This is a genomic window from Paenibacillus sp. FSL L8-0470 (genome assembly GCF_038008625.1).
GTDB lineage: Bacteria > Bacillota > Bacilli > Paenibacillales > Paenibacillaceae > Paenibacillus_AQ.
In genome coordinates, this window is sequence record NZ_JBBOZM010000001.1 from 5,877,452 (window position 1) to 5,902,708 (window position 25,257).

Annotated in this window: 20 protein-coding genes, 1 pseudogene and 1 other annotated feature; all 21 genes and pseudogenes read right to left on the reverse strand. The window is 53.4% G+C overall.

The window, feature by feature from the left end; genetic code table 11:
* Positions 1–104 precede the first annotated feature (104 nt).
* The 21 genes and pseudogenes from NST99_RS26855 to hemA all read right to left on the reverse strand — a co-directional run bounded on the left by NST99_RS26855 (position 105) and on the right by hemA (position 25,162).
* Complete coding sequence (locus tag NST99_RS26855; protein WP_341095745.1) at positions 105–1,289, reverse strand: GGDEF domain-containing protein; 1,185 nt, start codon at positions 1,287–1,289, stop codon at positions 105–107.
* A gap of 58 nt (positions 1,290–1,347) precedes the next feature.
* Positions 1,348–2,505 (reverse strand): GGDEF domain-containing protein, encoded by a 1,158-nt coding sequence (locus tag NST99_RS26860; protein ID WP_341095746.1) that lies wholly within the window; start codon positions 2,503–2,505, stop codon positions 1,348–1,350.
* A gap of 192 nt (positions 2,506–2,697) precedes the next feature.
* Complete coding sequence (gene murC / locus NST99_RS26865; RefSeq protein ID WP_445744994.1) at positions 2,698–4,140, reverse strand: UDP-N-acetylmuramate--L-alanine ligase; 1,443 nt, start codon at positions 4,138–4,140, stop codon at positions 2,698–2,700.
* Positions 4,091–5,467 carry a bifunctional folylpolyglutamate synthase/dihydrofolate synthase gene (locus tag NST99_RS26870; RefSeq protein ID WP_341095749.1) on the reverse strand — a complete coding sequence of 459 codons (1,377 nt, stop codon included), beginning with the start codon at positions 5,465–5,467 and terminating at the stop codon, positions 4,091–4,093. Before NST99_RS26870 ends, murC begins: the two co-directional genes overlap by 50 nt.
* 5 nt (positions 5,468–5,472) lie before the next feature.
* Positions 5,473–8,109 carry a valine--tRNA ligase gene (locus NST99_RS26875; protein ID WP_341097768.1) on the reverse strand — a complete coding sequence of 879 codons (2,637 nt, stop codon included), beginning with the start codon at positions 8,107–8,109 and terminating at the stop codon, positions 5,473–5,475.
* 173 nt (positions 8,110–8,282) lie between these two features.
* Positions 8,283–8,567 (reverse strand) — a binding site (T-box leader).
* A gap of 219 nt (positions 8,568–8,786) precedes the next feature.
* Positions 8,787–10,205 carry a LysM peptidoglycan-binding domain-containing protein gene (locus NST99_RS26880; RefSeq protein WP_341095751.1) on the reverse strand — a complete coding sequence of 473 codons (1,419 nt, stop codon included), beginning with the start codon at positions 10,203–10,205 and terminating at the stop codon, positions 8,787–8,789.
* 138 nt (positions 10,206–10,343) lie between these two features.
* Positions 10,344–11,765 (reverse strand): glycosyltransferase family 4 protein, encoded by a 1,422-nt coding sequence (locus tag NST99_RS26885; protein ID WP_341095753.1) that lies wholly within the window; start codon positions 11,763–11,765, stop codon positions 10,344–10,346.
* A 334-nt stretch (positions 11,766–12,099) separates the two neighbouring features.
* The gene (gene ypfJ, locus NST99_RS26890) at positions 12,100–12,951 is read right to left on the reverse strand and encodes a KPN_02809 family neutral zinc metallopeptidase (protein ID WP_341095755.1); all 852 of its coding nucleotides are present in this window, start codon (positions 12,949–12,951) and stop codon (positions 12,100–12,102) included.
* Positions 12,952–13,114: 163 nt separating this feature from the next.
* Positions 13,115–13,561: a hypothetical protein gene (locus tag NST99_RS26895; protein WP_341095757.1), complete on the reverse strand. Its 447-nt coding sequence runs from the start codon at positions 13,559–13,561 to the stop codon at positions 13,115–13,117.
* A 305-nt stretch (positions 13,562–13,866) separates the two neighbouring features.
* Positions 13,867–14,544: pseudogene (locus NST99_RS26900) on the reverse strand (IS3 family transposase); the annotation flags it as partial.
* Between the two features lie 205 nt (positions 14,545–14,749).
* A complete protein-coding gene (locus tag NST99_RS26905; protein ID WP_341095759.1) occupies positions 14,750–15,046 on the reverse strand; it encodes a transposase in 297 nt (98 codons plus the stop codon).
* Between the two features lie 358 nt (positions 15,047–15,404).
* Positions 15,405–16,277 carry an RluA family pseudouridine synthase gene (locus tag NST99_RS26910; protein ID WP_341097769.1) on the reverse strand — a complete coding sequence of 291 codons (873 nt, stop codon included), beginning with the start codon at positions 16,275–16,277 and terminating at the stop codon, positions 15,405–15,407.
* Between the two features lie 71 nt (positions 16,278–16,348).
* Positions 16,349–17,650: a glutamate-1-semialdehyde 2,1-aminomutase gene (hemL, locus tag NST99_RS26915; protein ID WP_341095761.1), complete on the reverse strand. Its 1,302-nt coding sequence runs from the start codon at positions 17,648–17,650 to the stop codon at positions 16,349–16,351.
* Positions 17,651–17,682: 32 nt separating this feature from the next.
* The gene (hemB, locus tag NST99_RS26920) at positions 17,683–18,681 is read right to left on the reverse strand and encodes a porphobilinogen synthase (RefSeq protein ID WP_341095763.1); all 999 of its coding nucleotides are present in this window, start codon (positions 18,679–18,681) and stop codon (positions 17,683–17,685) included.
* 103 nt (positions 18,682–18,784) lie between these two features.
* A complete protein-coding gene (locus NST99_RS26925; protein ID WP_341095765.1) occupies positions 18,785–19,177 on the reverse strand; it encodes a hypothetical protein in 393 nt (130 codons plus the stop codon).
* Positions 19,178–19,390: 213 nt separating this feature from the next.
* Entirely contained in the window at positions 19,391–20,938 is a 1,548-nt protein-coding gene (gene cobA, locus NST99_RS26930) for a uroporphyrinogen-III C-methyltransferase (RefSeq protein WP_341095767.1), read from the reverse strand.
* A 5-nt stretch (positions 20,939–20,943) separates the two neighbouring features.
* Entirely contained in the window at positions 20,944–21,930 is a 987-nt protein-coding gene (hemC, locus tag NST99_RS26935) for a hydroxymethylbilane synthase (protein ID WP_341095769.1), read from the reverse strand.
* A 58-nt stretch (positions 21,931–21,988) separates the two neighbouring features.
* On the reverse strand, positions 21,989–22,195 hold the full coding sequence (locus NST99_RS26940) for a hypothetical protein (RefSeq protein WP_341095772.1): 207 nt from the start codon (positions 22,193–22,195) through the stop codon (positions 21,989–21,991).
* Between the two features lie 89 nt (positions 22,196–22,284).
* On the reverse strand, positions 22,285–22,938 hold the full coding sequence (locus NST99_RS26945; RefSeq protein WP_341095774.1) for a precorrin-2 dehydrogenase/sirohydrochlorin ferrochelatase family protein: 654 nt from the start codon (positions 22,936–22,938) through the stop codon (positions 22,285–22,287).
* Positions 22,938–23,765: a cytochrome c biogenesis protein CcsA gene (gene ccsA / locus NST99_RS26950; RefSeq protein ID WP_341095776.1), complete on the reverse strand. Its 828-nt coding sequence runs from the start codon at positions 23,763–23,765 to the stop codon at positions 22,938–22,940. Before ccsA ends, NST99_RS26945 begins: the two co-directional genes overlap by 1 nt.
* A 5-nt stretch (positions 23,766–23,770) precedes the next feature.
* Positions 23,771–25,162: a glutamyl-tRNA reductase gene (gene hemA, locus NST99_RS26955; protein ID WP_341095777.1), complete on the reverse strand. Its 1,392-nt coding sequence runs from the start codon at positions 25,160–25,162 to the stop codon at positions 23,771–23,773.
* Positions 25,163–25,257: the final 95 nt, after the last annotated feature.

Consider the following 25,257-nt stretch of genomic DNA (forward strand, 5'->3'; position numbering starts at 1 on the left):
AGTGTATCTTGTTTTTGTCGTTTTATGGATTTTCGAGAAAAAAAATTCAAATAAGCCCGGATTTCTTGAACGTCAAGAACCTCGCCCTCCCGTCAGGGCAGAGGCTAGGTGCTCGTTAGCCGGCTTCTGGAGACACAATTCCGGCCCTGCTGCTTCGCTTCGTACAAGGCATTATCACTCAGCTTGTACAGTGTATTCAGCGGAATCCTTTCTGCCGAGGTGACGGTAATTACCCCGATGCTTATGGTATAGGGCATCGGCAGCCCTTCGACAACCGTATCAAGTACGGAAAGGCGCAGCCGTTCGGCGATTTCATCACTTGCCGCCTCGTCTGTACGGTGCAGAAACACGGCGAATTCCTCGCCGCCGAACCTGCCAAACAGTTCACCGTTAGCAAGCTGCCCTTCAATTTTACTTGCAAAATCCCTCAGCACCTTGTCCCCGGTATCATGGCCATAGGTATCATTTATACTCTTGAAATGATCCACGTCCAGCAGCAGGAACGAGAAAGGGGTAGCTTCCTTGGCTGCAGTATCAAGCAGGGGGCCGGCACGTTGCACAAACGCTCTGCGGTTAAGAATGCCGGTCAGTTCATCATAAGTCGATACCCGCTCCAGCTCTGCATAGATCCGCTCCCGGGAAAGCAGCATAAAACCTGCTGTCCACAGGAACATCAACAGATAGACGGCAATATAAAAAAACGCTTGCAATAACCCCGAAGCCGCCGTGTCCGTTGCCCCGGTTTCTAAGAACGGATCAACCGCCCGTCCCAGCAACGACAACATCACGAGGCTGTAGAGCAGGCCCATAATTTTTTGCAGCGGAGTCTCTTTCAGCTTCACGCAGAGGATATACACCGGATAAGCCATAAGACCCGCAACGGACAGGGATGTCCAGACGATGACGATAGGCTGAACCCTTAGGGGAAACAGCATTTCTATCACCAGCAGTCCAGCCCCGGAGCAGCCTGCAAGCGTATAGTAACTTCTCTTCACCCGGTCTGTGCTTACTCCGAGCAGCCTCAGCAGGGCTAACATCTCTGCGGTTGCTCCCGCCAGGCAGCCCAGCGCAAGGATCAGCCGAAGAAACTTAAAGGGAGTAGAATCCTCCATCAGCAGCAAAATCAGGATCACAAGCTGGAGCAGCTTTGCAACTATAAATAATCTGGAGGTTCCATCCCTCGGGTAACGTGAATGGTAGGCCAATACCAGCAGCACCGTAAAAAGATTGGCGAAAAAAAGGCAAACGAGCAATGTCTTAAGATCAAAATGGACAGCTATAAATTTCACCTTCCTGCAACTATAACCATAGGCATATGTATTCTCAATTCAACCTGAGCATCTGCGCTTACCGTGCGATCACTACACAATTTCGGCCTTGCTGCTTCGCCTGGTATAATGCCCGGTCTGAGAGCTTATACAACATATTGAAGAATGTCCGGGGAGTGGGGAGAACGGTAATCACACCGATGCTGACTGTATACCCGCAAGGCATGTTCAACTTTGGGGCATCCATCACAGCGGTGCGCAGCTGTTCCGCTTTGCGGCCGCTGTCCTCTTCGTTCAGCCCATAGAGCAGAACGGCAAACTCTTCGCCGCCCACTCTGCCGAACAGATCGTCATTTCCAAGGCTGCTCTCAATCGTAAATGCAAAATCCTGCAAGACCTTATCCCCTATATCATGACCATAGGTGTCATTGACTTCCTTGAAGTGATCCAGATCCAGCAGTAGAAGGGAGTAATACTCCTGTTTTCTGACCGCAAGAGTCAGCTTCACTTCCGCCTCCAGAAGAAAAGCCCGGCGGCTCAAAATCCCGGTTAACGTGTCGTAGGTGGCCATTTTCTTCAGCTTTTTATAAGAATGCTCATTGGAGAGGAGAGTAAAGGCTGCGGTACCACTAATCAGCAAAAAGAACATTCCCAGATAATATAGATATTGCGCGGTATTCGCAGACAAGGCGCCCATGCCGGGTTCCAGAAACAGGGCCGCGAACGCCCGTCCCAGCATTGACAGGCCAAACCCATAAAATACGAATCCCAGCATACTCTGAAGCGGTGTTCTCTCCTTGTTAGAGGTCAGAAGATACGCCGGCAATATCACAAAAAACATCGACCACAGCGATGTAGACGCGACCCGCAAATTGGGACTGTTAAAAAAAAGCGCGATTATGCAAAAGCTGATTATACTTCCCGCGATCAGCACTAAATAGTACAGCTTCACCCTCCGCCCGAACATGCCCATCATCACCAGCAGCGCTGCAATCTCCATGAAGCCTCCGGCAAGAATGAGCCCATTGCTCAGTGGAATTCCAATAAAGCGCGGGAGAATATCCCACAGCAGGATGGAACTCCAATACAGGACCTGCACCCACTTCGCAGCAATAAATACGCATGAAGCAATGTCCTTCGGGAAGTGGAAGCGGTAAAAGGTGACGAGCAAGGCAATAAATAAATTCCCAAAGATAAACAAGTATAACAGCGTTGTAATATCAAGCTGGAAGTTCATGAATACACCACCATATACACGGAAATCAGTACTCTGTTGTCACAAAACTATAGCATTCCAAGACTCCGCCTGCAAGATCACTAGCAGACTTAGGACTATATAGCAAAAAGCGTATTTTGTCCGGCATAACGGACAAAATACGCTTTGGCTTCATGAGAATCAGTTCTGCATTAACGGCTCACAGAAGTCATCCTATTCTTGTTTTTCAAGTTCACGCAAGTCATCAGCCAGTGCATACCCAACCTTCCAGATATCTCCTGCGCCCATCGTGATCACCAGATCACCTGGAGCGATACGGCCCCGCAGGTCAGCCAGCACGGCTTCTTTGGTAGCCAGATGCCTCGCACCGGCGTTGCTGTTCTGTATAATCAGCTCCACCAGCTTTGCGGAAGTGACACCTTCAATCTGCTTCTCTCCGGCCGGCGAATAGATATCCGTAATGATCACTTCATCAGCTTCGCTGAAGGCACGGCTGAACGCATCCAGCAGAAAGAAGGTACGGGTGTAGCGCTGCGGCTGGAACACGGCAATAATCCGTTTGCCGGTCGCTTTGGCTGCGCTGATCGTTGCCTGGATCTCCGTTGGATGATGAGCGTAATCGTCTATTACAAGAATATCATTGATTTCGCCAAGCACCTGAAACCGGCGCTTCGCTCCATGGAATTTCACGATAGCTGCAGCGATTTCTTCAAATGCAATCCCTGACTTCAGACAAGCAATGACCGCAGCCATTGAATTGTACAGATTGTACTGTCCGGGAATGGAGAGCTCAATTCGCCCCAGCACTTGACCGCCGCTGTTCATTGTATACGCCACCTGCCGGTCGCCAAGCACGATGTCAGTGGCTATATAATCAGCGTTCTGATGAATACCGTAGGTAATCACCGAGCCCTTAACTTCAGGTAAAAGGGCGCTGATAGTCTCATCATCCACGCACACAATCGCAGTGCCGTCTTCGCGCAGCTGGTTCATAAACTGCACATAAGCGGCCTTCAGGCGGCCGAAGTCACCGCCGTAATTCTCCAGATGATCCGCTTCAATATTCGTTACGATCCCCAGCCAAGGATGATACTGCAGGAACGAGCCGTCGCTTTCATCCGCTTCGGCCACAACAAACTCCCCTTGTCCAGCCTTTGCATTCGTACCGACATTCATAATCTCTCCACCGATAATATAGGTCGGGTCCACTCCGCAATCTTCCATGATCAGCGCGATCATCGAAGAGGTGGTAGTTTTGCCGTGCGCGCCGGCGACAGCTACCCCTTTGCGTTCATTCAGCAGCCGGGCCAGCATTTGCGAGCGGTGCAGAACCGGGATTTTGAGACGTTCCGCCTCTACCCATTCCACATTATCACTTGCGAGTGCCGTAGAATAAACAACCAGATCTGCACCCTTAACCTGTTCCGCAGTATGTCCAATATAAACTTTGGCACCTTTGGCAATCAATTTCTCGGTTAATTCCTGAGCTGCCACATCGGAGCCCGTAACCGTATATCCCATTTCCAGCATCACCCGGGCAATCGCGCTCATTCCGTAGCCGCCGATCCCTATAAAATGCACACGTTCAGTAGTATCCAACAGTTCGTCACCAGCCTTTTTCAGAATCGGGTTGCTGCAAAAGCGTACTTCGTACATCAGAAATCAAATACAGCGTTCCGGACACGACAGCAAGGTCGTCTTCCGCTGTGATCGATTGCAGCAGTTGCAGCGCCTTACCCCAATTACGTTCTACTATGATTTTTAAGTTTTCTTTAGCATATTTCTCACGCAGACGTTCTGCGATGGCCTGCAGATCTTCCGCGTCCATTTTCTTCCGGAAATCCGGTTCGGTCAGGATGAGCGTATCCACTATAGGCAGTATATGCTTGAAGTATGACTCATGATGCTTATTTGCCAGCATCCCCATGAGCAAATTTAATTTACCGTATTTATAAAACTGCGGAAGGCTCTTGGCAAGGCTCTCCGCACCTTCGGGGTTGTGCGCCCCATCCAGTACAATGCGCGGAGAAGCACTTACCTCTTCCAGCCTTCCTGCCCAGAATGTGCTTCGGAAACCCTCCAGCACATCCTCATCCTCCAGCATAAAGGCCATATATTGCCGCAGAACCTCCAGCGCCATCATGGCCCCGGCCGCATTGCTTAGCTGATGCTCGCCTTTCATGGCAATGCCGATCTCAAGGGAGCGGAAGGGACCCTTAAAGTTAAAGCTCTGCACGCCATCTTTGATTCCGGCTAGCTCATAGCTGAAATCTTCCCCGGCCAGATAGAGGGTAGAGCGGCTGTCTGCCGCTTTGGCCTTAAGCACCGCTATCGCTTCCGGCTGGCTCACACAGCTGACTGCAGGAACACCCGGTTTGATAATTCCGGCCTTCTCACCGGCAATTTCCTCCAGCGTATCTCCCAGCACATCGGTATGATCATGTCCGACATTCGTAATCACGGACACAATAGGTGTCACGATGTTTGTTACATCCAGCCTTCCCCCAAGCCCCGTCTCCCATACGACTACATCCGGATAACAGACCTCCCCGAAGTAGAGAATCGCCAGCGCTGTAGCCACCTCGAACATCGTCGGTGAACCAAGCTCGCTGTCTGCAATTTCCTGTACCAGCGGGCGAAGCTTATTCGACAGCTCCAGCAAAGTATCTTCAGGAATATCCGTCCCGTTGTACTGGAAACGGTTAGTGAACTTGGTGATATAGGGCGAAGTAAAGGTCCCTACGCTGTAACCGCTCTGGATCAGCACACTCGTCAAAAAAGCGCAGGTCGAGCCCTTTCCGTTCGTCCCCGCCACGTGAATGAATTTCAGCTTGCGGTGCGGACGGTCCAGCTTCTCCATCAGCAGCTCAATCCGCTCCAGACCCGGACGGATGCCGAAAGGAATCAGACTGTTGATCCACTCTACCGCTTCTGTATAGGAACTTAAGGGAGCGGTACCGCCGCCCCCGATGATCTCTTCCATATCCCTTATCCTCTCAGCTCTGCGATGCGGGCGAGCACTTTCTCGCGTTTTGCGGAATAGTCCGCCTGCTTTGCACGTTCCTCTTCGATGACTTTTGCCGGCGCCTTGGCCACGAAGCCCTGATTGCCGAGCTTCTTCTCCACGCGCTCTACTTCGCTGTTCAGACTCTGAACTTCTTTTTCCAGACGGATAATTTCCTGCTCAATATCGATCAGCCCCGACAGCGGCAGAAGAAGCTCTGCACCCGTAACTACTGCGGACATGACTTTATCCGGCGTCTGCGGATCAAGGCTTGCTTCGAACGAAGATGTGTTGCAGAAGCGTCCGATGTAATTGTCGTTGCGGGTAATGATGCTCATGGTCTCTTCATTTCCGGCTTTGATGATCAGCTCAACCTTCTTGCTCATCGGCACATTCACCTCGGCGCGGATATTACGAACCGCACGAATGATGTCCATCAGCAGGGTCATTTCTGCCACTGCCTGCGGATTCTCAAGCGCTGCATCATATTTAGGCCATTCCGCCAGGGTGATCGTTTCGCCTTCATGCGGCAGATGCTGCCAAATTTCTTCGGTAATGAACGGCATGAACGGGTGAATCAGGCGCAGCGTACGGTCCAGCACATAGGCCAGCACCGATTGCGTCTTCGCTTTAGCAGCAGCGTCAGCTCCATAAAGCGACAGCTTCGCGAACTCGATATACCAGTCACACAGATCATCCCAAATGAAGTTATACAAGAGGCGGCCGGTCTCGCCGTACTCGTACGAGTCAATTAGACGCGTAATATCACGAGAAGTTTCGTTCAAGCGATGCAGAATCCAGCGGTCTGCCGTACTAAGCTCACCTGTAATGTCAATATCTGCAAAGTTTACGCCTTCCAGATTCATCAGTGCAAAGCGCGAGGCATTCCAGATCTTATTGGCAAAATTACGCGCCTGCTCTACCTTCTCCATACGGAAACGCAGATCCTGGCCGGCTGTGCTGCCTGTCGAAATCATATAACGCATAGCATCTGCACCATATTGCTCGATAACATCCAGCGGATCGATCCCGTTGCCGAGCGACTTGGACATCTTACGTCCTTCGGCATCCCGCACCAAGCCGTGCATGAACACATCGGAGAACGGCTTCTTGCCGGTGAACTCCAGCGCGGAGAAGATCATGCGCGCTACCCAGAAGTAGATGATGTCATAGCCGGTAACCAGGACATTGTTCGGATAAAACCGCTGATAGTCGCTGCTGCTTTCATCCGGCCAGCCCAGTGTGGCGAACGGCCACAGATTAGAGCTGAACCACGTATCGAGAACGTCCTCATCCTGCTTCAGATCATCAAGTCCGCTGATTTCGCGGGCTTCCTCTTCCGTATACGCTACAAACACTTCACCTGTAGATTCAGAGTACCAGGCCGGGATGCGGTGTCCCCACCACAATTGGCGGGAAATACACCAGTCACGCACATTTTCGATCCAGTTCAAATATGTTTTCTCGAAACGGTCCGGCACGAAGTTAACGCCGTCACCGTTCTTCTGTGCAGTGATAGCAGCTTCGGCCAGCGGCTGCATCTTAACGAACCACTGGGTGGACAGATAAGGCTCAACCACTGCGCCGGAACGCTCGCTGTGTCCTACCTGATGCAGATGGTCCTCAATCGAAATCAGAACGCCCTGCTCTTTGAGATCAGCAACAATCGCTTTGCGGCATTCGCTGCGGTCCAGTCCCTGATAAGGACCGGCCTCCTCGTTCATCGTGCCGCCTTCATCCATCACATTGATCTGCGGAAGGTTATGGCGCAGGCCAACTTCAAAGTCATTAGGATCATGGGCCGGAGTAATTTTAACCGCGCCGCTGCCGAATTCTTTCTCTACGTAGTCATCGGCGATAATCGGAATTTCCCGGCCGATGACCGGAAGGATCAACGTTTTGCCGATTAGATCCTGATAGCGTTCATCCTTCGGATGCACCGCTACCGCCGTATCGCCCAGCATCGTCTCCGGACGTGTCGTTGCTACGGTGATGAATCCGCTGCCGTCTTTAAGAGGGTAGCGCAGGTGGTACAGGTGACCGTTAACCTCTTTGTACTCAACTTCAATATCGGATAAAGCGGTACGGGCTGCCGGATCCCAGTTGATAATGCGCTTGCCGCGGTAGATCAGTCCTTTACGGTATAACTCCACAAATACCTGGCGTACACCGCTGGACATCCCTTTATCCAGAGTGAACCGCTCGCGCGAATAGTCGAGAGACAGGCCCATCTTGGCCCACTGCTCATGAATGGTCTTGGCATACTGGTCCTTCCACTCCCATACCTGCTCCAGGAATTTCTCGCGGCCCAGATCATGCCGGGAAAGGCCCTGCTGGCGCAGCTTCTGCTCCACCTTGGTCTGGGTAGCAATACCAGCATGGTCCGTTCCCGGGAGCCAAAGGGTATCGAAGCCCTGCATCCGCTTGGTACGGATCAGGATATCCTGCAGCGTGAAATCGAGCGCATGCCCGATGTGCAGCATCCCGGTTACATTCGGCGGTGGAATTACAATGCTGTAAGGCTCTGCTTCAGGCCGCATTCCAGCCTTGAAGAACTCCTTCTCCATCCAATAGGCATACCATTTCTGTTCAGCCGCCTTCGGATCATATGTAGTCGGCATATCGCTCTTTGCGCTATTGCCCTCAGCAGCATCCTGTGCCGGATCTTGCGGCTTCAGCAGCTCTGCCGCCGCTTTGTTGTGATCAGCCATTCTAAACCCTCCATTTAAGTAACATTGGTAGATGTATCTCTGAAGCTGGACCTCTGAAAAAAAATACAAAAAGGCCCTTCGTCTCAAAGGACGAAAGGCCATTCTTTCGCGGTACCACCTTTGTTTCGCGCCAATGAAAAATAAACCACCGTTCCGGTCCCATAGGTTCCGGAGACTTAGCGCGACACTCACGCAGATAACGGCTGCAACCGGCCACTTCCTAACCTATGCTTCATAAATCTGAAGACAAGCTCAGAGGGGCAACTCCGGGGCGACTTCGGTGGCTGCATCCTGCGGAAACTCACAGCAATTTATAGTTCCGCTCTCTGAAGGGCTGACCGCCTACTCTTCCCGTTCCCAGTCTTTATTAAGAATTTACTTAATCCAATAATACATTTAGTACTATTCCTAGTCAACCAGCATACACACAAACTGCGGGACTTATACCGCCCATTTCTAAAATTAGCCCCTTCTCCTGATTCGAACCCCTGATGTTCATCCTTAATCTCAGGTCAGAGGACAGAAATACAAAAAATCCCGATCTCATCCGATCGGGATTCTGACACCGATGCGCCTGCCGGCATCTCTTAAGGGATATACAAAACTTGGCCTTCCTCCACATTCTGACCGGAAAGACGGTTGTACATGACAAGCTCTCTTGCACTGAGCTGATATTTCTCTGCTATAGTATCGATTGTTTCTTCACGCTGGACAATGCAGAGGCGCACTTTACGGAACAGATCCTTGCCGTTCAAGCCACCGATAAAGCGGCTTTTCCATTCCCCGTCACGGCCGGAGTCCGGAACAGGCGCCGCCGCAGCTGTATCCTCGGCGATAAGCTCCTCCTGTTCCTTTCTGGAGCGGCTGGAGCTGAGCAGGGAAGAGAAGGTGAGATGCTCCTTCGCAGGAATATCTTCTTGTCTCTTGCTTCCCAGGGCAACCTTCAGATCCGGCTTCTCCTCCTGCGGAGGTGCTGCTTCCTTAGAGATCGCGCCTTCGCCCGCGTTCTCCTGATCAGCGTGAGATAACGAGCTATCCTGAGCAAAAAGTGCCGCATAGTCCCCATTTTCAGCAGAGAAATCCTCTTCTTCCTGATGGGACGCCTGCGCCTCCGCGGCTGTGTTCTCAGCGGCAGCATCCGAAATGTCCTTTGCGCTGCCTGAACTTTCGGTGCCTGATACTTTGGCAATGTCAGAACTGTTAAAGGGATTTGTATAGCCAGCCTGATTTCCAGCGGCCGGAACAGCCTGCTCCGCTCTCCCTTGCGCCCCGAAGAAGTGTCCCGAAACAGGTTCGTTGTTCGCGGTTCCGGCTGTTGATATCCCCTGCGGGCTATCAAAGCTGTGTGTCCGCACCTTCACTTCCTTGTCCTTCTGTTGGGCCGGTGGGGATGCAGCAGGCTGGTGGGTGAACACAGTGCCTTCCAAAAACAGCGGATTCACAGCAGCTTCAGGACCACTGTGGGCAAACTCATGCTCCTCAGCGAAATTCTCTGCGGTGCCTTCGCCATAAGTCCACACTGAGTTTTCATACAACGCATCGTTCTCATGCTCCTTGGCCTCTACCCTAACCCCCGTGGCCTGTTTTTCCTCGTCAGGTGAATAAGCTGCCGTGTACTCTTCCTGCTGCCAGGCGGGCTGCGTCTCCGATCCCCCGATTCCCCGCAGCGAGAGTACACCAGTTATATTGACCGTACGCATCGTAAGCAGGTCGATATCGAAATTCTCAATCTCCACCCCTATGTCTTCAAGTGAGCTGACCCGGGTCAGCGGTACTGTGATTTCAACAGGAATGGCATGCTCCAGACGTTCCGTCCGGTCGTTCTCACCCCGGTAGAGTCCGGTGAGCAGAAGCTGTCCGTACAGCTCGGCCCGGTCCTCCCGCTGAATCACCTGGATTTCCGGAATCAGCTCCACCTCTTCCAGTTCAGCGATTCCCGGAAGTTCTTCCGAAAGGTGGATGCGTTCATAAATATCAAACCGCAAACCGTGGGACTGGTCAAACACGGGAAATGTCCTCCTTCTTGGCATAATCTAACCCCGAGACAAGCCCAGAGCATAAGCCCAAAATGTTACTCCTCTCATGTATATGCTTCAATCAGAAAGGCATGACAACTTTGGACACTTCATCAGAGCGGCCGTCTCTTATTGCTTGTCAAAACCAAAAATACGGGCATCGGGAACGGAATAATCCAGCGGCAGCCTGCTCCGCAGAGCCGGTACCAGTGGATTGCCGGGGGTAACGCTGCCCAGCAAATCAGCCGGATGAAAAGCTCCCTGAACCGCTCCTGCTTCCTTTTCCACTGCCAGCATTTCGCCTCCGGTCCCCCCTCTACGCAAGGTTTGCTTTCCCACCGCTTTGCGGTACACCTTAAGCGTTCCTTCCGTCATGACATCCAGCGAGCGGCAGCGGACCGCCCATTTTCTCGCCTGGTTTCCTGTCCGCCCGCGCAGTTCATCATCACCTAGCAGCAGTAGCAGCAGCTCCGCCAGCCCCCCTGAATCTTCCGTAGGAAAGATCCAGCCTGTTTCCCCGTGCTTAACCATTTCCGGCATCCCCGTCGTCCCGGCCACAATCGGTGCAATACCGGCAAGCTGGGCTTCTGTGACCGAGTAGGGCTGCGTATCCTGCAGGCTGGGCTGCACATAGATATCGGCCTGCTGCAACGTGGACGGGATATTGTCTAAATTACCCACAAACACCAGATGTCCCTGAATCCCCAGCGCTGCCGCCTGTGATCTCAGCTCTTCCAGGAGACTACCGCTCCCGGCTAAGACGCAGACCCAGTCCTGACGGCTGCGATGCACCAGACCCAGTGCGCCGATCAGCACATGTACACCCTTGATGTACTCGAAACGGCCGGCATACATAATCACCTTATGTCCCCCGCCAACTTGTACCGGGGAAGGCAATGCAGCCTTGTCATTGTACTGCTCCAGGTTGATTCCGTAAGGCAGCGTATGAATCCGCTCCCGAGTGACGCCGAGCTCATTCACCAGTTGACCGATCCATTTCGAAGACACCAGGATCAGGTCAGCGGCATGTGCGCCAAGCTGCTCGATCCGGCGGAAATAGCTCCAAATCGGCCGGCTCTCGTACTCCTCCTTCGTAAGCTCCCGTTCAATCCCCTTATACTCGTAGTACGACTCCCGGGCCAATGCCCCGTGAACGCTGGCCACCAGCGGCACCCGCTTTTTCATCACCCGCCGCAGCGCGTAAGTGGAAATGGGATCCTGGGCGTGGATGAGATCATAGTCCTCCAGGCCGAGCACAGCCGCTCCTCCCTCAAACACATAACGGCCGATTTCAAAACTGAAAATGCCATGCTCCAGGTGCAGATGCGGAAACCGCAGAGGATCGAGATAAGGCAGCAGCGTGTTATAGTATGCATTTTTATCAAAATAGCTCTCCTGGTTCAGCAAATATAACGTATTGCTCTCTACATGGCTTCCCATCAGCGTAACAGAATGACCCTGCTCGCTCAGCTTGTCTGAGAGCTGTTTCATATACGTCCAGATTCCGCCCATATTGGTGAGTCCCCAGTAGGTGACCAGCAGTATTTTCATGAACCCCTCTCCCCGGCTTGTAGAATTCATTTCATGAGGAGCAGCCTGCTCCGCGTTAACAAAGTATTATATGACCGGCGCTGATTATAAGGCATGGGCAACAGTCTCTTTCTATGAAAAAAGTACCTGCCTGTTAATAGAAGTAGGTCTGCCGACCAGCTGCCGGAATCCAAAAAGTTTGGAAGGAAGCGGTTTTCGCCCAAAGAATAAAAGCCTGTAGACGAGGCCGTATCGGCTCTGTCTCCAGGCTTATTTATACTTGGCTTAGCTCGCTCCCGCATAGGGGGATGGGCGGTTCCCGGGTTAAGCGGCTGACACTTTGCCCTCTCACATTCTATAGCTGAGCAGCGTTAAAAGTATCTCCGCCTTCAATGGTACCGGAGTTAAAACCTTTGTAGAACCAGCGTTTCCGCTGCTCCGAAGACCCGTGGGTGAAGCTGTCCGGCACCGCATATCCTTGTGCCTGCTTCTGGATCGTGTCATCGCCGACCGCACTCGCCGCCGTCAGGGCCTCCTCCAGATCGCCTTCTTCCAGCAGGTTCATGCCCTGGGCGTGATTGGCCCAGACTCCGGCCAGATAATCGGCCTGCAGCTCGAACCGGACCTGATATTTATTGAATTCCTTCTCGCTCAGGCTCTGGCGAAGCGAATTCAGCTGCTTCGACGTGCCCAACAGGGTCTGTACATGATGGCCCACCTCGTGGGCAATGACATAAGCCATCGCGAAATCGCCCGGCGCCTGGAAGCGCTGCTGCAGCTCATCATAGAAGCTCAGATCAATATACAGCTTGGCGTCCCCGGGACAATAAAACGGCCCGACTGCCGAAGTGGCTGTTCCGCAGGCAGAATCCACACTGCCGCTGTACATTACCAGCGTCGGATCCTTATAGGTCATTCCCTGCTGCTTAAAAATCTCACCCCACACCTCCTCGGTGTCGGCAAGAACCACGGATACAAATTCGGAAAGCTCCTGCTCCTCAGCCGTCTGCTCATAAGGAGCTGAAGAATTGGTACCACTGGATGTCAGGTTCCCTAAGATATCCCCGGCATTGCCCCCGCTGAGCAGTGTTACAATCACGACAAGAATAATTCCGCCGATCCCGCCGCCGATGACCTTCCCGCCGCCCCCGCCTCTGCCTCTGCGGTCCTCTACATTCGAACTGCCTCTTCTTCCCTGCCATTTCATGGATATGCCCCCAGTCGTAGGATCGTTAATGTGCCAAGCTGCATTTCGTAAGGGTATATATCTTATTAGTGTTATACCCAAAAACGGCAGATTGGCACTTCCACTTGCTGGGCAGGCAGGAAATGGGGGGACAAGAAAGTAGAAACACGGCGGCAACGCTAATTCAGCTGCAATTTTCTGCAACACTTACATCGTCATTTGTAATGATGACCTTGGAATGGCCGGATAAGCTTTCGGTATACGAACATATCCCGACCGTTTTCGGCGAGTCCTCATCTCTTGGATCGGTATACTTAAGATAAATTCCGCCTTCACCGGAAAGGCTTAGCTCAGGGCTGATTTTCACCTTTCTTCCACTGGGTATCCCTTGCTCGAAGCTTTCCTTGGAACTGCTCTCAACGACCTGTCCAGTAGAATCGCTGGTAAGGACCCCAGTTTCTACGGAAAACAGATCGTAATCGGATTGATTGTCTACAGTCACAGTAAAACTGCCAAATTGCTGAATCAGTTTCACAACATCCGAACCGGCAGTAGCTGCAGTAATACTCCCGGCAATAATTAAAACCGCACCGAAAGCGGCTATCGTTACAGAGATTCTGTTCCATTTCATCTGCTGTCCATCTCCTTTATTAGAAAGACGAACCGAGACGCAGAAATGTATCATCCGTTAAATATTTGGCACGGCTGGAGCTTGAAGGGGGCGACACTCAGCTTTCCGCTGATCGGAGGTATTTGTGCCTCTCATTTCGCGGATTCGCTCACCTTCCGCCAATTCGGAGGTATCTTTACCTCTCATTCGCCAATTTGCTCAACTTCCGCCAATTCGGAGGTATCTTTACCTCTCATTCGCCAATTTGCTCAACTTCCGCCCATTCGGAGGTACTTGTGGTCCTATGTCAAGAAAGTAGACACTATTTAAGAGCATGTACTTAAATTCTTGTAGTACTGGGATTCGAAACGGTCGGGAGAGAGGTAACCCAAAGAACCGTGAATTCTCTTACGATTGTAAAAGAGCTCCACATACTCAAATATTTTCTGCTGAGCTTCAAGCTTGGTCTTAAACCGGGTCCGGTACACACATTCTTTTTTGAGTACGCTGTGGAACGACTCAATACACGCATTGTCATAACAATTCCCTTTGCGGCTCATGCTTGCTTTCATCTGGTATGTGACGAGTTGAGTACGGTAATCGGTAGAGGCATACTGCGCTCCCTGGTCCGAATGGTGCAGCACTCCTGCTGGAGGCTTCTGTGACAGATGGGCTTGTTCTAAAGCTGCTCCTACTAAATCTGTACGCATGTGGTCACACATCTTCCAACCAACGATTTTTCGAGTGTACAAATCCATAACGCTGGCCAAATACAATCGGCCTTCTTGGCAGGGAATGTACGTAATATCAGCTAGCCATACCTTGTTCGGAGCAGTGGTTACAAACGTCTGGTTTAGAATATTAGGAGCGATGGGATGCTCATGCTTCGAGTCGGTCGTCTGCACGTGGAATCGTTGAGCCGCGCAGGATCGAAGCCCTTGCTCCCGCATCAGCTTGCCCACCAAACGCGCGGACACCTTCCAGCCTTCTCGTTTAAGGTTCTCTGTGAGTTTAGGACTGCGTAGATCCCGTCAGAGTCATGAAAGAGCCACCTGAGGCGGACGGTAAGCGCCACTCTTCGTTTCTGGTAGCTATTTTCCTGGCCCTTTTGCTGGAGCCACTTGTAGTATCCGCTCTTCGACACGTGTAACACCTGGCACATCTTCTCCAATCGGAAAGTGGAGCGATGCTCTTCAATGAAATGGAAAGTTAGTTTCTTTCCTTGCTGAAGATGTGCACAGCTTTTTTTAGGATGGCGAGCTCTTCTTTCAGATCTCGGATTTCCTGTTCTTGTTGCTTCACCAGTTCACCTTGTTCCCGGAACATCTCACCTGTGGCTGCAGGTTCATCTTCAAGTTTTCGGTATTTCCCCATCCAATTGCGCAGTGTTCCCACCGGGATACTCAGTTCCACTGACAACTCAGAAATAGACTTGGTTTGCTCCTGCAGGAATTTTACAGTCTTTCGTTTAAAGTCTTCATTGTAGCTCTGTCGTATTTCTTCCATTTCCGGACACCTCTTCCTTGTAAGCTTATTATCTCATGTTCTTATTCGGTGTCCACTTTCTATGCTAACTGCACTTGTACCTCTCATTTCGCCAAATCGCTTACTTTCCGCCTATTCGGAGGTACTTGTGCCTCTCATTCGCGGATTCGCATCATCAAGTTTGTGACTTATTCACATTTGTGATTGTGATTATTAATTTTCCAGCAACAAAAAAAAGACACCAAGGCAGGGGACGGGACTGCACCTCGTCTCACAAACAGGGTGCAGCCCCTTCAGCCTCGGGTCTCTTTATAGTTGCATTATAAAATTTGATTGTCTTTAGATCATTTAGTCGCTAGGAAGCTCCAACAGACTGATTTCAGCCTATTGTCCCGCCGCCCAGTTCCTCCCGCAGCCGCAGCATATCCTCCGGCCATGGATCGGCTATTCCCAGCTTTTCCTTGCTCCATGGATGGCTGAAAGCCAATACCTCCCCGTGCAGAGCCTGACGGCTACTGCCTGTCAAACCCCAGCGCGGCCCGCCATACAGCTCATCCCCATACAGCGGATGACCCATATGGCTGAGGTGAACGCGGATCTGATGCGTGCGCCCGGTTTCAAGCTGCACCTTAAGCGAAGTGCCGCCTTGCAGCACCTCGCGTCCAAGGATTAACGTTACCGCGGATTGTCCGCCGGGTGAAACACGTCTGCGCGCCGCATGATGGCGGTCGCGGCCAATCGGGGCGTCAATCACCTTGAGCGCAGGCGGGACGACGCCCTCCACAATCGCAGCGTACCGCCGCGATATCACCTTCTCGCGCATGTCTTCATCGAGTACAAGCTGCGCATATTCGTTCTTCGCATAGAGCACAGGACCCGTGGTATCCTTGTCCAACCGGTGTATATGCCGCACAGCGACGCCTCCGCCGGAAGCGGCATAATGCGCTGCAACAACATGATCCAGCGTTGTATCTGACCCGCTGCCGTCCGGGTGAACCGCCATACCCGCAGGCTTATGGACAACAAGGCAAAAGTCGTCCTCATACAGCACTTCAAGCTCCTGCCACACCGGCTCAATGCCCGCTTCCCGGTAAGGAAAAAGCGCCAGCCGCAGCCGGTCGCCCTTCCACTGGATGCCGCCTTCGCGGAGCAGCCGGGCATGGAGTTTCACCGGCATCCCGGCCGTCTCCAGCAGCCAGCGGTCTACCGCAGCCTGCGGATCGGCTGCTCCGGTAACGACCCGGCCGGGCATGGCTTCCAGCCATTCGCCGCGCCGGGTCCAGGCGCCGCCGCCCTGGACCGATACATTATCTGCTCCGGACGTCACAGTGACTTCAGGGCGTTCAAGTGAGCTTCGATAGTATCATCGATATCCTGCTCGCTGTGTACGGCGGATACGAACATTCCTTCGAACTGCGATGGCGGAACACTGATGCCCTGATCGAGCATCTTGGCGAAGTAGCTGCGGAACATATCCAGATTACTGGCTTTGGCCGTTTCGAAGTTGATTACCGGCCCTTCGGTAAAGAACGGGCAAACCATGGAGCCCACACGGTTAATCGTCAGAGGAATACCGGTCTCGGCGCTATTCCGCTTAAGACCTGCTTCCAGACGTGCGCCGAGTATCTCCAGGCGGTCGTACACCTCTGGCGTCAGCAGCTTGAGCGTGCTGAGACCGGAAGCCATCGCCAGCGGATTGCCGCTGAGCGTACCCGCTTGGTAGATCGGGCCGGATGGAGCGATCTGTTCCATAATCTCTCTTTTGCCGCCATAAGCGCCTACGGGGAGACCGCCGCCGATTACTTTGCCGAAGCAGGTCAGATCCGGTTCAATGCCGAATAGTCCCTGAGCGCAGCTGCGGTTTACGCGGAAGCCTGTCATGACCTCATCAAAAATCAACAGTGCTCCGTAACCCGTCGTCACCTTGCGCAAGCCTTCAAGGAAGCCCGGAAGCGGCGGCACAACGCCCATATTCCCGGCAATCGGTTCTACAATAATCGCAGCAATCTCACTGCCATAGCGTTCAAAAGCGATTTTGACCCCTTCCAGGTCATTGTACGGCACAGTGATCGTGTTGACTGCTACGCCTTCAGGCACGCCAGGGCTATCCGGCAAACCAAGCGTGGCTACGCCGGAGCCGGCCTTGATCAGCAGGCTATCCGCATGGCCATGGTACGAGCCCTCAAACTTGAGGATTTTGCTGCGTCCGGTAGTTCCGCGGGCCAACCGGATCGCACTCATAGTAGCTTCCGTACCGGAGTTGACCATCCGCACAATATCCACTGAAGGGACACGTTCCACCACTGTTTTGGCCATTTCCGTCTCCAGCAGCGTAGGCGCGCCAAAGCTTGTCCCTTTTACGGCCGTCTCCTGCAATGCCTTTACGACCTCTGGGTGAGCATGCCCCATAATGAGCGGTCCCCACGAGCAGACGTAGTCGATAAAGCTGTTGCCGTCAATATCGTAAATGCGCGAACCCGCGCCATGATCCACATAAACCGGTGTCAATCCTACAGATTTGAACGCCCGCACCGGGCTGTTCACCCCGCCGGGAATATACTGCTTCGCTTCTTCAAAAGCTGCACGGGAAGCTTCTTCCCGGCGCGCCAATGGTACATTACCCATGGTTTCTCACTCCTGTTCGATTCTTGATTAGCTTAGCCCTTCAGCCAGCGTGCCGCATCCTTGGCAAAATAGGTAATGATAATATCCGCTCCTGCACGCTTCATGCCGGTCAGCATTTCCAGTACTACCGCCTGCTCGTCGATCCAGCCCTGCAGCGCCGCCGCTTTGACCATGGAGTATTCTCCGCTCACATTGTAGGCAACCAGCGGCAGATCAAACTGGTCGCGGATGGTCCGGATGACATCCAGATAAGCCAGCGCAGGTTTCACCATCAGCATATCTGCACCTTCCAGCACATCCGAATCCGCTTCGCGGATCGCCTCCCGCAGATTGGCCGGGTCCATCTGGTAGGTTTTGCGGTTGCCGAACTGCGGAGCAGAGTCAGCGGCTTCACGGAACGGGCCGTAGAAGGCCGAAGCATATTTTACCGAATAGGACATAATCGGCACATGCTCGAAGCCATTCTCATCCAGTCCGGTGCGGATCGCCTGCACGAAACCATCCATCATGTTGGAAGGTGCGATAATGTCCGCCCCGGCCTTGGCCTGCGACACCGCTGTTCGGGTCAGCAGCTCAAGCGAAGCATCGTTGATGACATCGCCGTGCACGACACCGTCTACTGTGTGGGTATGAACCATCCCGCAGTGGCCGTGATCGGTGAATTCACACAAGCAGGTATCGGCAACGACCAGCAGCTCAGGGTACCACTGCTTGATCAGCCGCGTAGCTTCCTGCACGATGCCGTCATCGGCAAAACCAGAAGAACCGATCGCGTCCTTGGTCTCAGGAATGCCAAACAGCAGCACAGCAGGAATGCCCAGTGCAGCAATTTCATCCACTTCGGCCTTCAGCATGTCGAGCGAAAAATGATACACACCCGGCATGGAGCCGATCTCATTCTTCACACCTGTTCCATAGGTTACAAAAATCGGCTGGATGAAATCCAGCGTATTTAATATTGTCTCACGCACCATTCCGCGAATTCCGGCTGTTCCTCGCAGACGGCGGTGCCGTGTAATTGGAAAACTCATTGGACATCCTCCTGTATAATAGATATATAAACACATACGGTAAGTGATCTATTGAACAATAGCCCAGCTGTGAATCAGACCCGAAGAGGGGCATCCCATATAGTCACAGACGAACTCGGTCGGACTGAGGTGAACTCAGAGTAACACAGAAAAATACAGGCAAACAAAGGGCAAACCAAGCTAACCCAGCAAAACCAGCTAACCAAGATAACCCAGCAAAACCAGCAAAACCAGCTAACCCAGTAAACCCAGCTAACCCAGCAAAACCAGCTAACCCAGTAAACCCTGCAAACCAAGAAAACCCCGCTAACCAAGCTAACCAAGCTAACCAAGCTAACCAAGCAAACCCAGCTAACCAAGCTAACCCAGCTAACCCAGCTAACCCAGCAAACCCAGCTAACCCAGCTAACCCAGCTAACCCAGCTAACCCAGCTAACCCAGCTAACCCAGCTAACCAAGCTAACTCAGAAACACAGGCAGATTGCGCTAACTGCATTCTCTGCAACTAATTTCACAATATACCCGCTGATTTGCCGCCTAACTGTACTTCATACAACTAAAATCACCGAAATAGCGATTTCCGCTTAAACCGGCAAATTTAGCTGTACAGAATACAACTAACCACCCTTATGAGAGATATAAGTCTATTTTAGCTGTACAAAGTACAGCTAAGTTAGATTTCCCTATTCGTCCGCCAGCCATTAAATGATTATTGCAGCCGCGTTCCTTCATTCCAGCGGCACAGCTCCTGTACCAATCCCTCGATCGTCGCCTCGTCGGGGAGCAGCCCCGGGGTCAGACCGGCTTCTACGGCAGTCTTCTCGGTCACGGGGCCGATGCAGGCAATCTTCACGCCCGCCAGCAGCGGAAGCGGATCTTCAAGCCCCATCCGCTTCAGGATGCTGATGAAGTTGCGCACTGTCGAAGAGCTGGTGAAGGTAACCGCGTGAATCCGCTTCTCCTCCAGCAGCTTAAGCAGCTCGATGTCATCCTCGCCGGTGACCACCGTCTCGTAGGTGTCCACTTCGGTCACTTCCAGCCCCAGCTCCCTCAGCTTGTCCGGCAGCCACTCGCGCGCGAGGTCGCCGCGTGGCAGCAGCACCTTCTGCCCAGGCAGCAGCCTGGAGCCGAAGGCTTCGATCAGCCCTTCTGCCTGGAAGACTCCAGGCAGCTCCTCGGCCACCAGCCCGCGCTGGGCCAGCGCCGCGGCTGTGGCCGGTCCCACCGCGCCGATGCGCGCGCGGTGCAGGCCGCGGATGTCCACCTTGAGCTCCGCCAGGTGACGCCAAAAAAACTCCACGCCGTTCGCGCTCGTGAAGAAGACCCAGTCGTATGCGGATAACGCGCCGAGCGCTTCTGCAATCTTGGCCTTCTTCCCTGCGCCTTCCGGCATGACCGTCTCAATGACCGGGAACTCGTACGGCTCCCCGCCCAGTTCCTCGATCCGGTCCACCAGCTCGCTGGCCTGGCTGCGGGCCCGTGTAACCACAATGCGCTTGCCGAACAGCGGCAGCGCTTCTACCCACATCAGCTGCTGGCGCTGCAGCACCACGTCGCCGACGACGATGACGGCAGGCGGCTGGAAATCCGCCGCCTTTACCTTCGCCTCAATGTCGGCGAGTGTCCCGATCAGCGTCTCCTGATCCGCGCGCGTACCCCAGCGGACAAGCGCGACCGGCGTTTCCGGCGGCCGACCGTGTTTGATCAGCTGGGCGCTGATATAGCCGATTTTGGCAACGCCCATCAGAAACACCAGTGTTCCCGTAGCATTTGTCACCTTATCCCAATGAATGGAATGATCCAGCTTATCCGGACTTTCATGTCCGGTAATAATCGAGAGCGAGGAAGCATAATCCCGGTGAGTCACCGGAATGCCGGCATAGGCCGGCACGCTGATCGCCGAGGTAATGCCCGGCACAATCTCATAATAAATGCCATGTCTGCGCAGCAGCTCCGCTTCTTCACCCACACGGCCAAAAATCGTCGGGTCTCCGCCCTTCAGCCGCACGACCGTCTTTCCCTCAAGCGCCAGATCGACGAGCAGCTGATTGATTTCCTCCTGCTTCATCGTATGGCGGTCAGGCAGCTTGCCTACGTATATTTTTTCTCCGCCGGACTTCATATGTTTCAGCAACCTCGGGCTGGCCAGCCGGTCGTAAACCAGCACATCCGCCTTCTGGATGCACTCCAGGCCTTTCACCGTAATCAGCTTGGCGTCCCCTGGACCTGCACCTACAAGATAGACTTTCCCCTTCATCTCCATCATCCCCTTACATCCGCCAAAATCTTCTCTGCTCCCCGGGCAATAAGCTTCCTGGCGACCTCTTCGCCAAGCTGAACCGGATCTTCCCCGGTGCAGGTTTCCTTCAGGATCACTGAGCCATCCGGCGTTCCCACCATGCCGGTCAATGTGATGACCCTGCGGGTAGAATCCGGTGCAGCAGAACCTGCTAATGCATTGGATTCAGTTCCACTGTCTTCTGCTCCCAGTACCGCAAAAGCGCCAATCGGCACCTGACAGCCGCCGTTCAGTGCGCCAAGAAACGTCCGTTCCGCCGCCACTGTAAGGGCCGTATGCTCATCATTATAAAGTGCCAGCAGCTTCCGCAGCTCGGCGTCATCCTCCCGGCATTCGATGCCGAGTGCTCCCTGCCCGACAGCAGGCAGGCAGACCTCCGGCGGCAGATATGCCGTTACCCGGTCCTCCCAGCCCATACGTGAGAGACCCGCAGCCGCCAGCAGGATCGCGTCGAATTCGCCGCTCTCCAGCTTCTTCAGCCGTGAGTCAATGTTGCCGCGCACCGGCTGAATGTCCAGATCAGGCCGCAGTGCGGCAAGCTGGCTGGAACGGCGCAGGCTGCTGGTACCGACACGCGCACCCTGCGGCAGCTCATCCAGACTAGCTGCTCCGGTAGCGATCAGGCAGTCACGCGGATCGACCCGTCGCGGCACAGCACCGTTAATCAGCCCTTCCGGCAGCTCAGAGGGCATATCCTTCATACTATGTACAGCCATATCGATCTCTTTGGCCAGCATGGCCTGCTCAATTTCCTTTACGAACAACCCTTTGCCGCCCACTTTGGACAAGGTGACATCCAGAATCCGATCGCCTTTGGTGACAATCCGGTGCACTTCAAAGGTGAAGCCGAAGCCGTGTTCCTCACTCAGACGCTCCAGATCGGCGATGACATGCCCCGTCTGTGTCAGCGCGAGCGCGCTTTGTCTGCTGCCTACAATAATCTTGCGCATATTTACATTCCTCCCGGTAACCTGCATGTGCCTTACTGCTCTCACAATCATACTACTCTTATACAATCAGCGGCATGCCTGCTGTTTTTTTCACGTTCTCACATTTACCCCAAGACCAAACCGAATTCACCCGTGAGCTGCTCTTTACAACGGCATCTGCAAGGCTTGGTTCAGCCACATTCCGGTCATTTACCCGGCGTTTCCCCAGATTCGGCCACCAATGGAAACTCCCGCAACATTCCGGCAAGTTTTTCACTTCTACCAACAACTCGTGCCTTTTTCAGCAGTCTTCGGTCTTATTCAAAAATGGCTTCCGCACATCTCCAGCCCAACGTTCCAGGAGCTTTAACATATCTACGCCTCACGGTTAGCGGCAATCCAGACCTGAACCGTCTCCGGGCTCCACTCTTTAAAAGTACCCTGTCTGATCTCATCCAACACGTCCAGACGGGCCAGCTTGCGCAGAAGCCGTGCACGGACCGCGGCTGTAGGCTCCTGCCGCTTGATCTCTACCCGCAGCGCATGCAAAAAATCCAGATACGGCTCGTATTCCTCGCCCAGCATCTCCGCAACCTGCTCCGTAATCTTCGCAGCCACACCAGGACCAGCGCCCGAGGTCGATACGGCCACCGTCAGACGTCCCCGGCGAAACACGCCGGGAGTAATGAAGTTCCCCGCCTCGGCATGGCTGGCCACATTCACCGGAAGGCCCAAAGCCTTTGCCTCCCGTGCAGTTGCTTCATTAACCGCCGCATCACTGCTGGCGGCATAGGCCAGGAAGGCCCCCTCAAGATCCCCGGGAGCATAAGGGCGGCTAATCCAGATTAGCATGCCCTTCTCTGCAAGTTCGCTAAGCCTCTCCGTTAACGAGGGGCTGACAACGGTCACCGCCGCTCCTGCTTCCAGCAGCGGACCTACTTTACGCTCGGCAACGGCCCCGCCGCCGATCACCACAATCCGTTGATCCTGCAAATCCAGCATGACAGGAAAATAGTTCACCATGTTCATCACTTCCCGCCCCAGCCGTGGAAATCAGACCATGAATTCAACAGAAAATTCAGGATAATGAAGCCGTATCCCGAAATCGCCCAGCGGGCCATAACCGTCCCGCTTCTTCGGCCGGACCGCTTCATCAAGATATAGGTTATGTAAATCCCAAGCCCGACAAGTGTAGTCAGCACCTTGGGATCCTGGAACAGCGGGGTCCGCCCCTCTGCGATAATGGACATGCCCGCCAATACAAGCGATACGCTCAGCAGGGGAACCCCGGCGAGAATTGATGTATACGAATATTTATCCATCGTTTCCAGACTAGGCAGACGCCGGACGCGGTCATCCCATTTCTTGCTCTTCAGCTTACTGTGCAGGAACAGATACATTATCGCAAATACCGCACCCAGTGTCAGTGCGCCAAAGCTCAAATTAGCTAAAATAATGTGCATTGCCAGCCATCCGTGCACCGCACTCCAGCTCTCCAGGCCATGATCCGCAGCCGTCAGCCATACCCGGTTCAGCAGGAACACACTGAAGCCCGCTCCGCTGAGCAGCAGGATGGTGAATTCACCTCCACGCGTGTACGCCACCGCAAGTGAAGTCAGCACGATACTGAATGAGAACCAGAACAGGAAATCATACGGGGTGAAAATAGGCAGTCCTCCCTCCTGGGAGAACCGGATCGCAAGCCCGGCAGACTGCAGCAGTCCCACAACGACAAGAAGCCCCGTGCCTAGCCGCTTCCCGCCCGGATTACGCCGAAGGCAATCCGAGAAAATAAACAGCAGGCTCAGGGCATATAGCAGCAGAGCGGTATCATATATTCCGTTCAGCAGTTGCATGTTCTTCACCCGCCCAGCAGGCCTGCCGGAGCAAACACCGTCTTAGGCACGTTAAAGTCGATGCTTGAAGAACGTTCATTGTCAGTCCGCTCAACCGGTGCAGGGCTGCCGCTGTCCGGATCGGTTCCCAGCTGCTCCTGAAGGGCAAAGATTTGCGTGAAATAATCAAGTGCCTCACTCCCCTGCTTGCCGCCGGACAGTTCCTTAATCACATTGATCGGATCATGCATCATCTGGTTCACAATACTTTTCGTCAGGCGGCGGATCACCTTGCGCTGGTGCTCGTCCAGCTCAGGCAGCTTGTTGAACAGACTATCCATAGTTTCTTCATAAATTCCATTCGATTTGTCCTGAAGCGCACGGATGACCGGTCTGACGCCAAGCGTCTTCAGCCATACCTGGAATTCCTCCATCTCTTCTGCGATCATGACCTCGATCTTGGCCGCCTCACTGCGGCGCATCTCCAGATTGCTCTCGACAATGCCTTCCAGATCATCAATGTCATACAGGAACACATCCGGCACACTTGCGGCCGCCGGATCAATATCACGCGGAACGGCAATATCAATCATGAACAGCGGCCGCGAAGGACGGCGCTTCATGCCGGCAGCCACCTGATCCGCTGTCAGCACAAAACCGTCAGCTCCAGTAGAGCTGATGACAATATCCACTTCATCGAGATGCTTCAAAGCCTCGTCAATCGTGCTCGGTTTCCCCGAGAACTTCTCAGCCAGCTCTATCGCCCGCGACAACGTGCGGTTGGCAACAATAACCTCTGCCGCACCGCTGCTGTACAGATGCTTCACCGTAAGCTCGCTCATTTTGCCGGCGCCGAGAATCAGCACTCTTTTGCCGGTGAACATGCCGAAAATACGCTTGCCCAGCTCCACCGCCGCATAACTGACCGAAACCGCGCTTTCGCCGATCGAAGTTTCACTATGCGCACGTTTGCCGAGCGTCACAGCCTGCTTGAACAGCTGGTTGAACCATGTGCCGGTCACGCCTTCTGCTTGGGCAGACAAAAAAGAATTGCGCACCTGTCCCAGGATCTGCGTCTCACCAATCACCATGGAATCTAAACCGCAGGTCACACGGAACAAATGGGCAATAGCCTGCTCATCTTCATATATATACATATGCTGTGCAAATTGTTCACTCTTTACATTGAACCACTGCTCCATAAAGCTGCGGATGAAGTATCCGCACATATGAAGGCGGTCCACGACCACATAAATTTCCGTCCGGTTACAGGTGGCGACGACAACCCCCTCCAAAACGCTCTTGGTCTGCATCAGTTCATGGAGCGCCGCAGGCAGATCCTTCTCCGCAAATGCGAACTGCTCTCTCACCTCTACAGGAGCTGTACGGTAATTCAGGCCAACGACGACAATATGCATCGCTTGTTCACCATCCTAGTCTCTAATCAGTGGTGTAGGCACTATCACTGTTTATCCATATTTAAAGGTATGTCATTCACAACATCCGAAATCGC

Excerpts from the sequence above, each read along its gene's own strand:
- hemL (WP_341095761.1), bottom strand. The coding sequence starts at position 17,650 with ATGGGTAATGTACCATTGGCGCGCCGGGAAGAAGCTTCCCGTGCAGCT.
- NST99_RS26925 (WP_341095765.1), bottom strand. The coding sequence starts at position 19,177 with ATGCAGTTAGCGCAATCTGCCTGTGTTTCTGAGTTAGCTTGGTTAGCT.
- NST99_RS26910 (WP_341097769.1), bottom strand. The coding sequence starts at position 16,277 with ATGCCCGGCCGGGTCGTTACCGGAGCAGCCGATCCGCAGGCTGCGGTA.
- cobA (WP_341095767.1), bottom strand. The coding sequence starts at position 20,938 with ATGAAGGGGAAAGTCTATCTTGTAGGTGCAGGTCCAGGGGACGCCAAG.
- NST99_RS26870 (WP_341095749.1), bottom strand. The coding sequence starts at position 5,467 with ATGGAAGAGATCATCGGGGGCGGCGGTACCGCTCCCTTAAGTTCCTAT.
- murC (WP_445744994.1), bottom strand. The coding sequence starts at position 4,140 with ATGTACGAAGTACGCTTTTGCAGCAACCCGATTCTGAAAAAGGCTGGT.
- NST99_RS26945 (WP_341095774.1), bottom strand. The coding sequence starts at position 22,938 with ATGAACATGGTGAACTATTTTCCTGTCATGCTGGATTTGCAGGATCAA.
- ypfJ (WP_341095755.1), bottom strand. The coding sequence starts at position 12,951 with ATGAAATGGCAGGGAAGAAGAGGCAGTTCGAATGTAGAGGACCGCAGA.
- NST99_RS26875 (WP_341097768.1), bottom strand. The coding sequence starts at position 8,109 with ATGCCGACTACATATGATCCGAAGGCGGCTGAACAGAAATGGTATGCC.
- hemC (WP_341095769.1), bottom strand. The coding sequence starts at position 21,930 with ATGCGCAAGATTATTGTAGGCAGCAGACAAAGCGCGCTCGCGCTGACA.
- hemA (WP_341095777.1), bottom strand. The coding sequence starts at position 25,162 with ATGCATATTGTCGTCGTTGGCCTGAATTACCGTACAGCTCCTGTAGAG.
- NST99_RS26895 (WP_341095757.1), bottom strand. The coding sequence starts at position 13,561 with ATGAAATGGAACAGAATCTCTGTAACGATAGCCGCTTTCGGTGCGGTT.
- hemB (WP_341095763.1), bottom strand. The coding sequence starts at position 18,681 with ATGAGTTTTCCAATTACACGGCACCGCCGTCTGCGAGGAACAGCCGGA.
- ccsA (WP_341095776.1), bottom strand. The coding sequence starts at position 23,765 with ATGCAACTGCTGAACGGAATATATGATACCGCTCTGCTGCTATATGCC.
- NST99_RS26905 (WP_341095759.1), bottom strand. The coding sequence starts at position 15,046 with ATGGAAGAAATACGACAGAGCTACAATGAAGACTTTAAACGAAAGACT.
- NST99_RS26860 (WP_341095746.1), bottom strand. The coding sequence starts at position 2,505 with ATGAACTTCCAGCTTGATATTACAACGCTGTTATACTTGTTTATCTTT.
- NST99_RS26885 (WP_341095753.1), bottom strand. The coding sequence starts at position 11,765 with ATGAAAATACTGCTGGTCACCTACTGGGGACTCACCAATATGGGCGGA.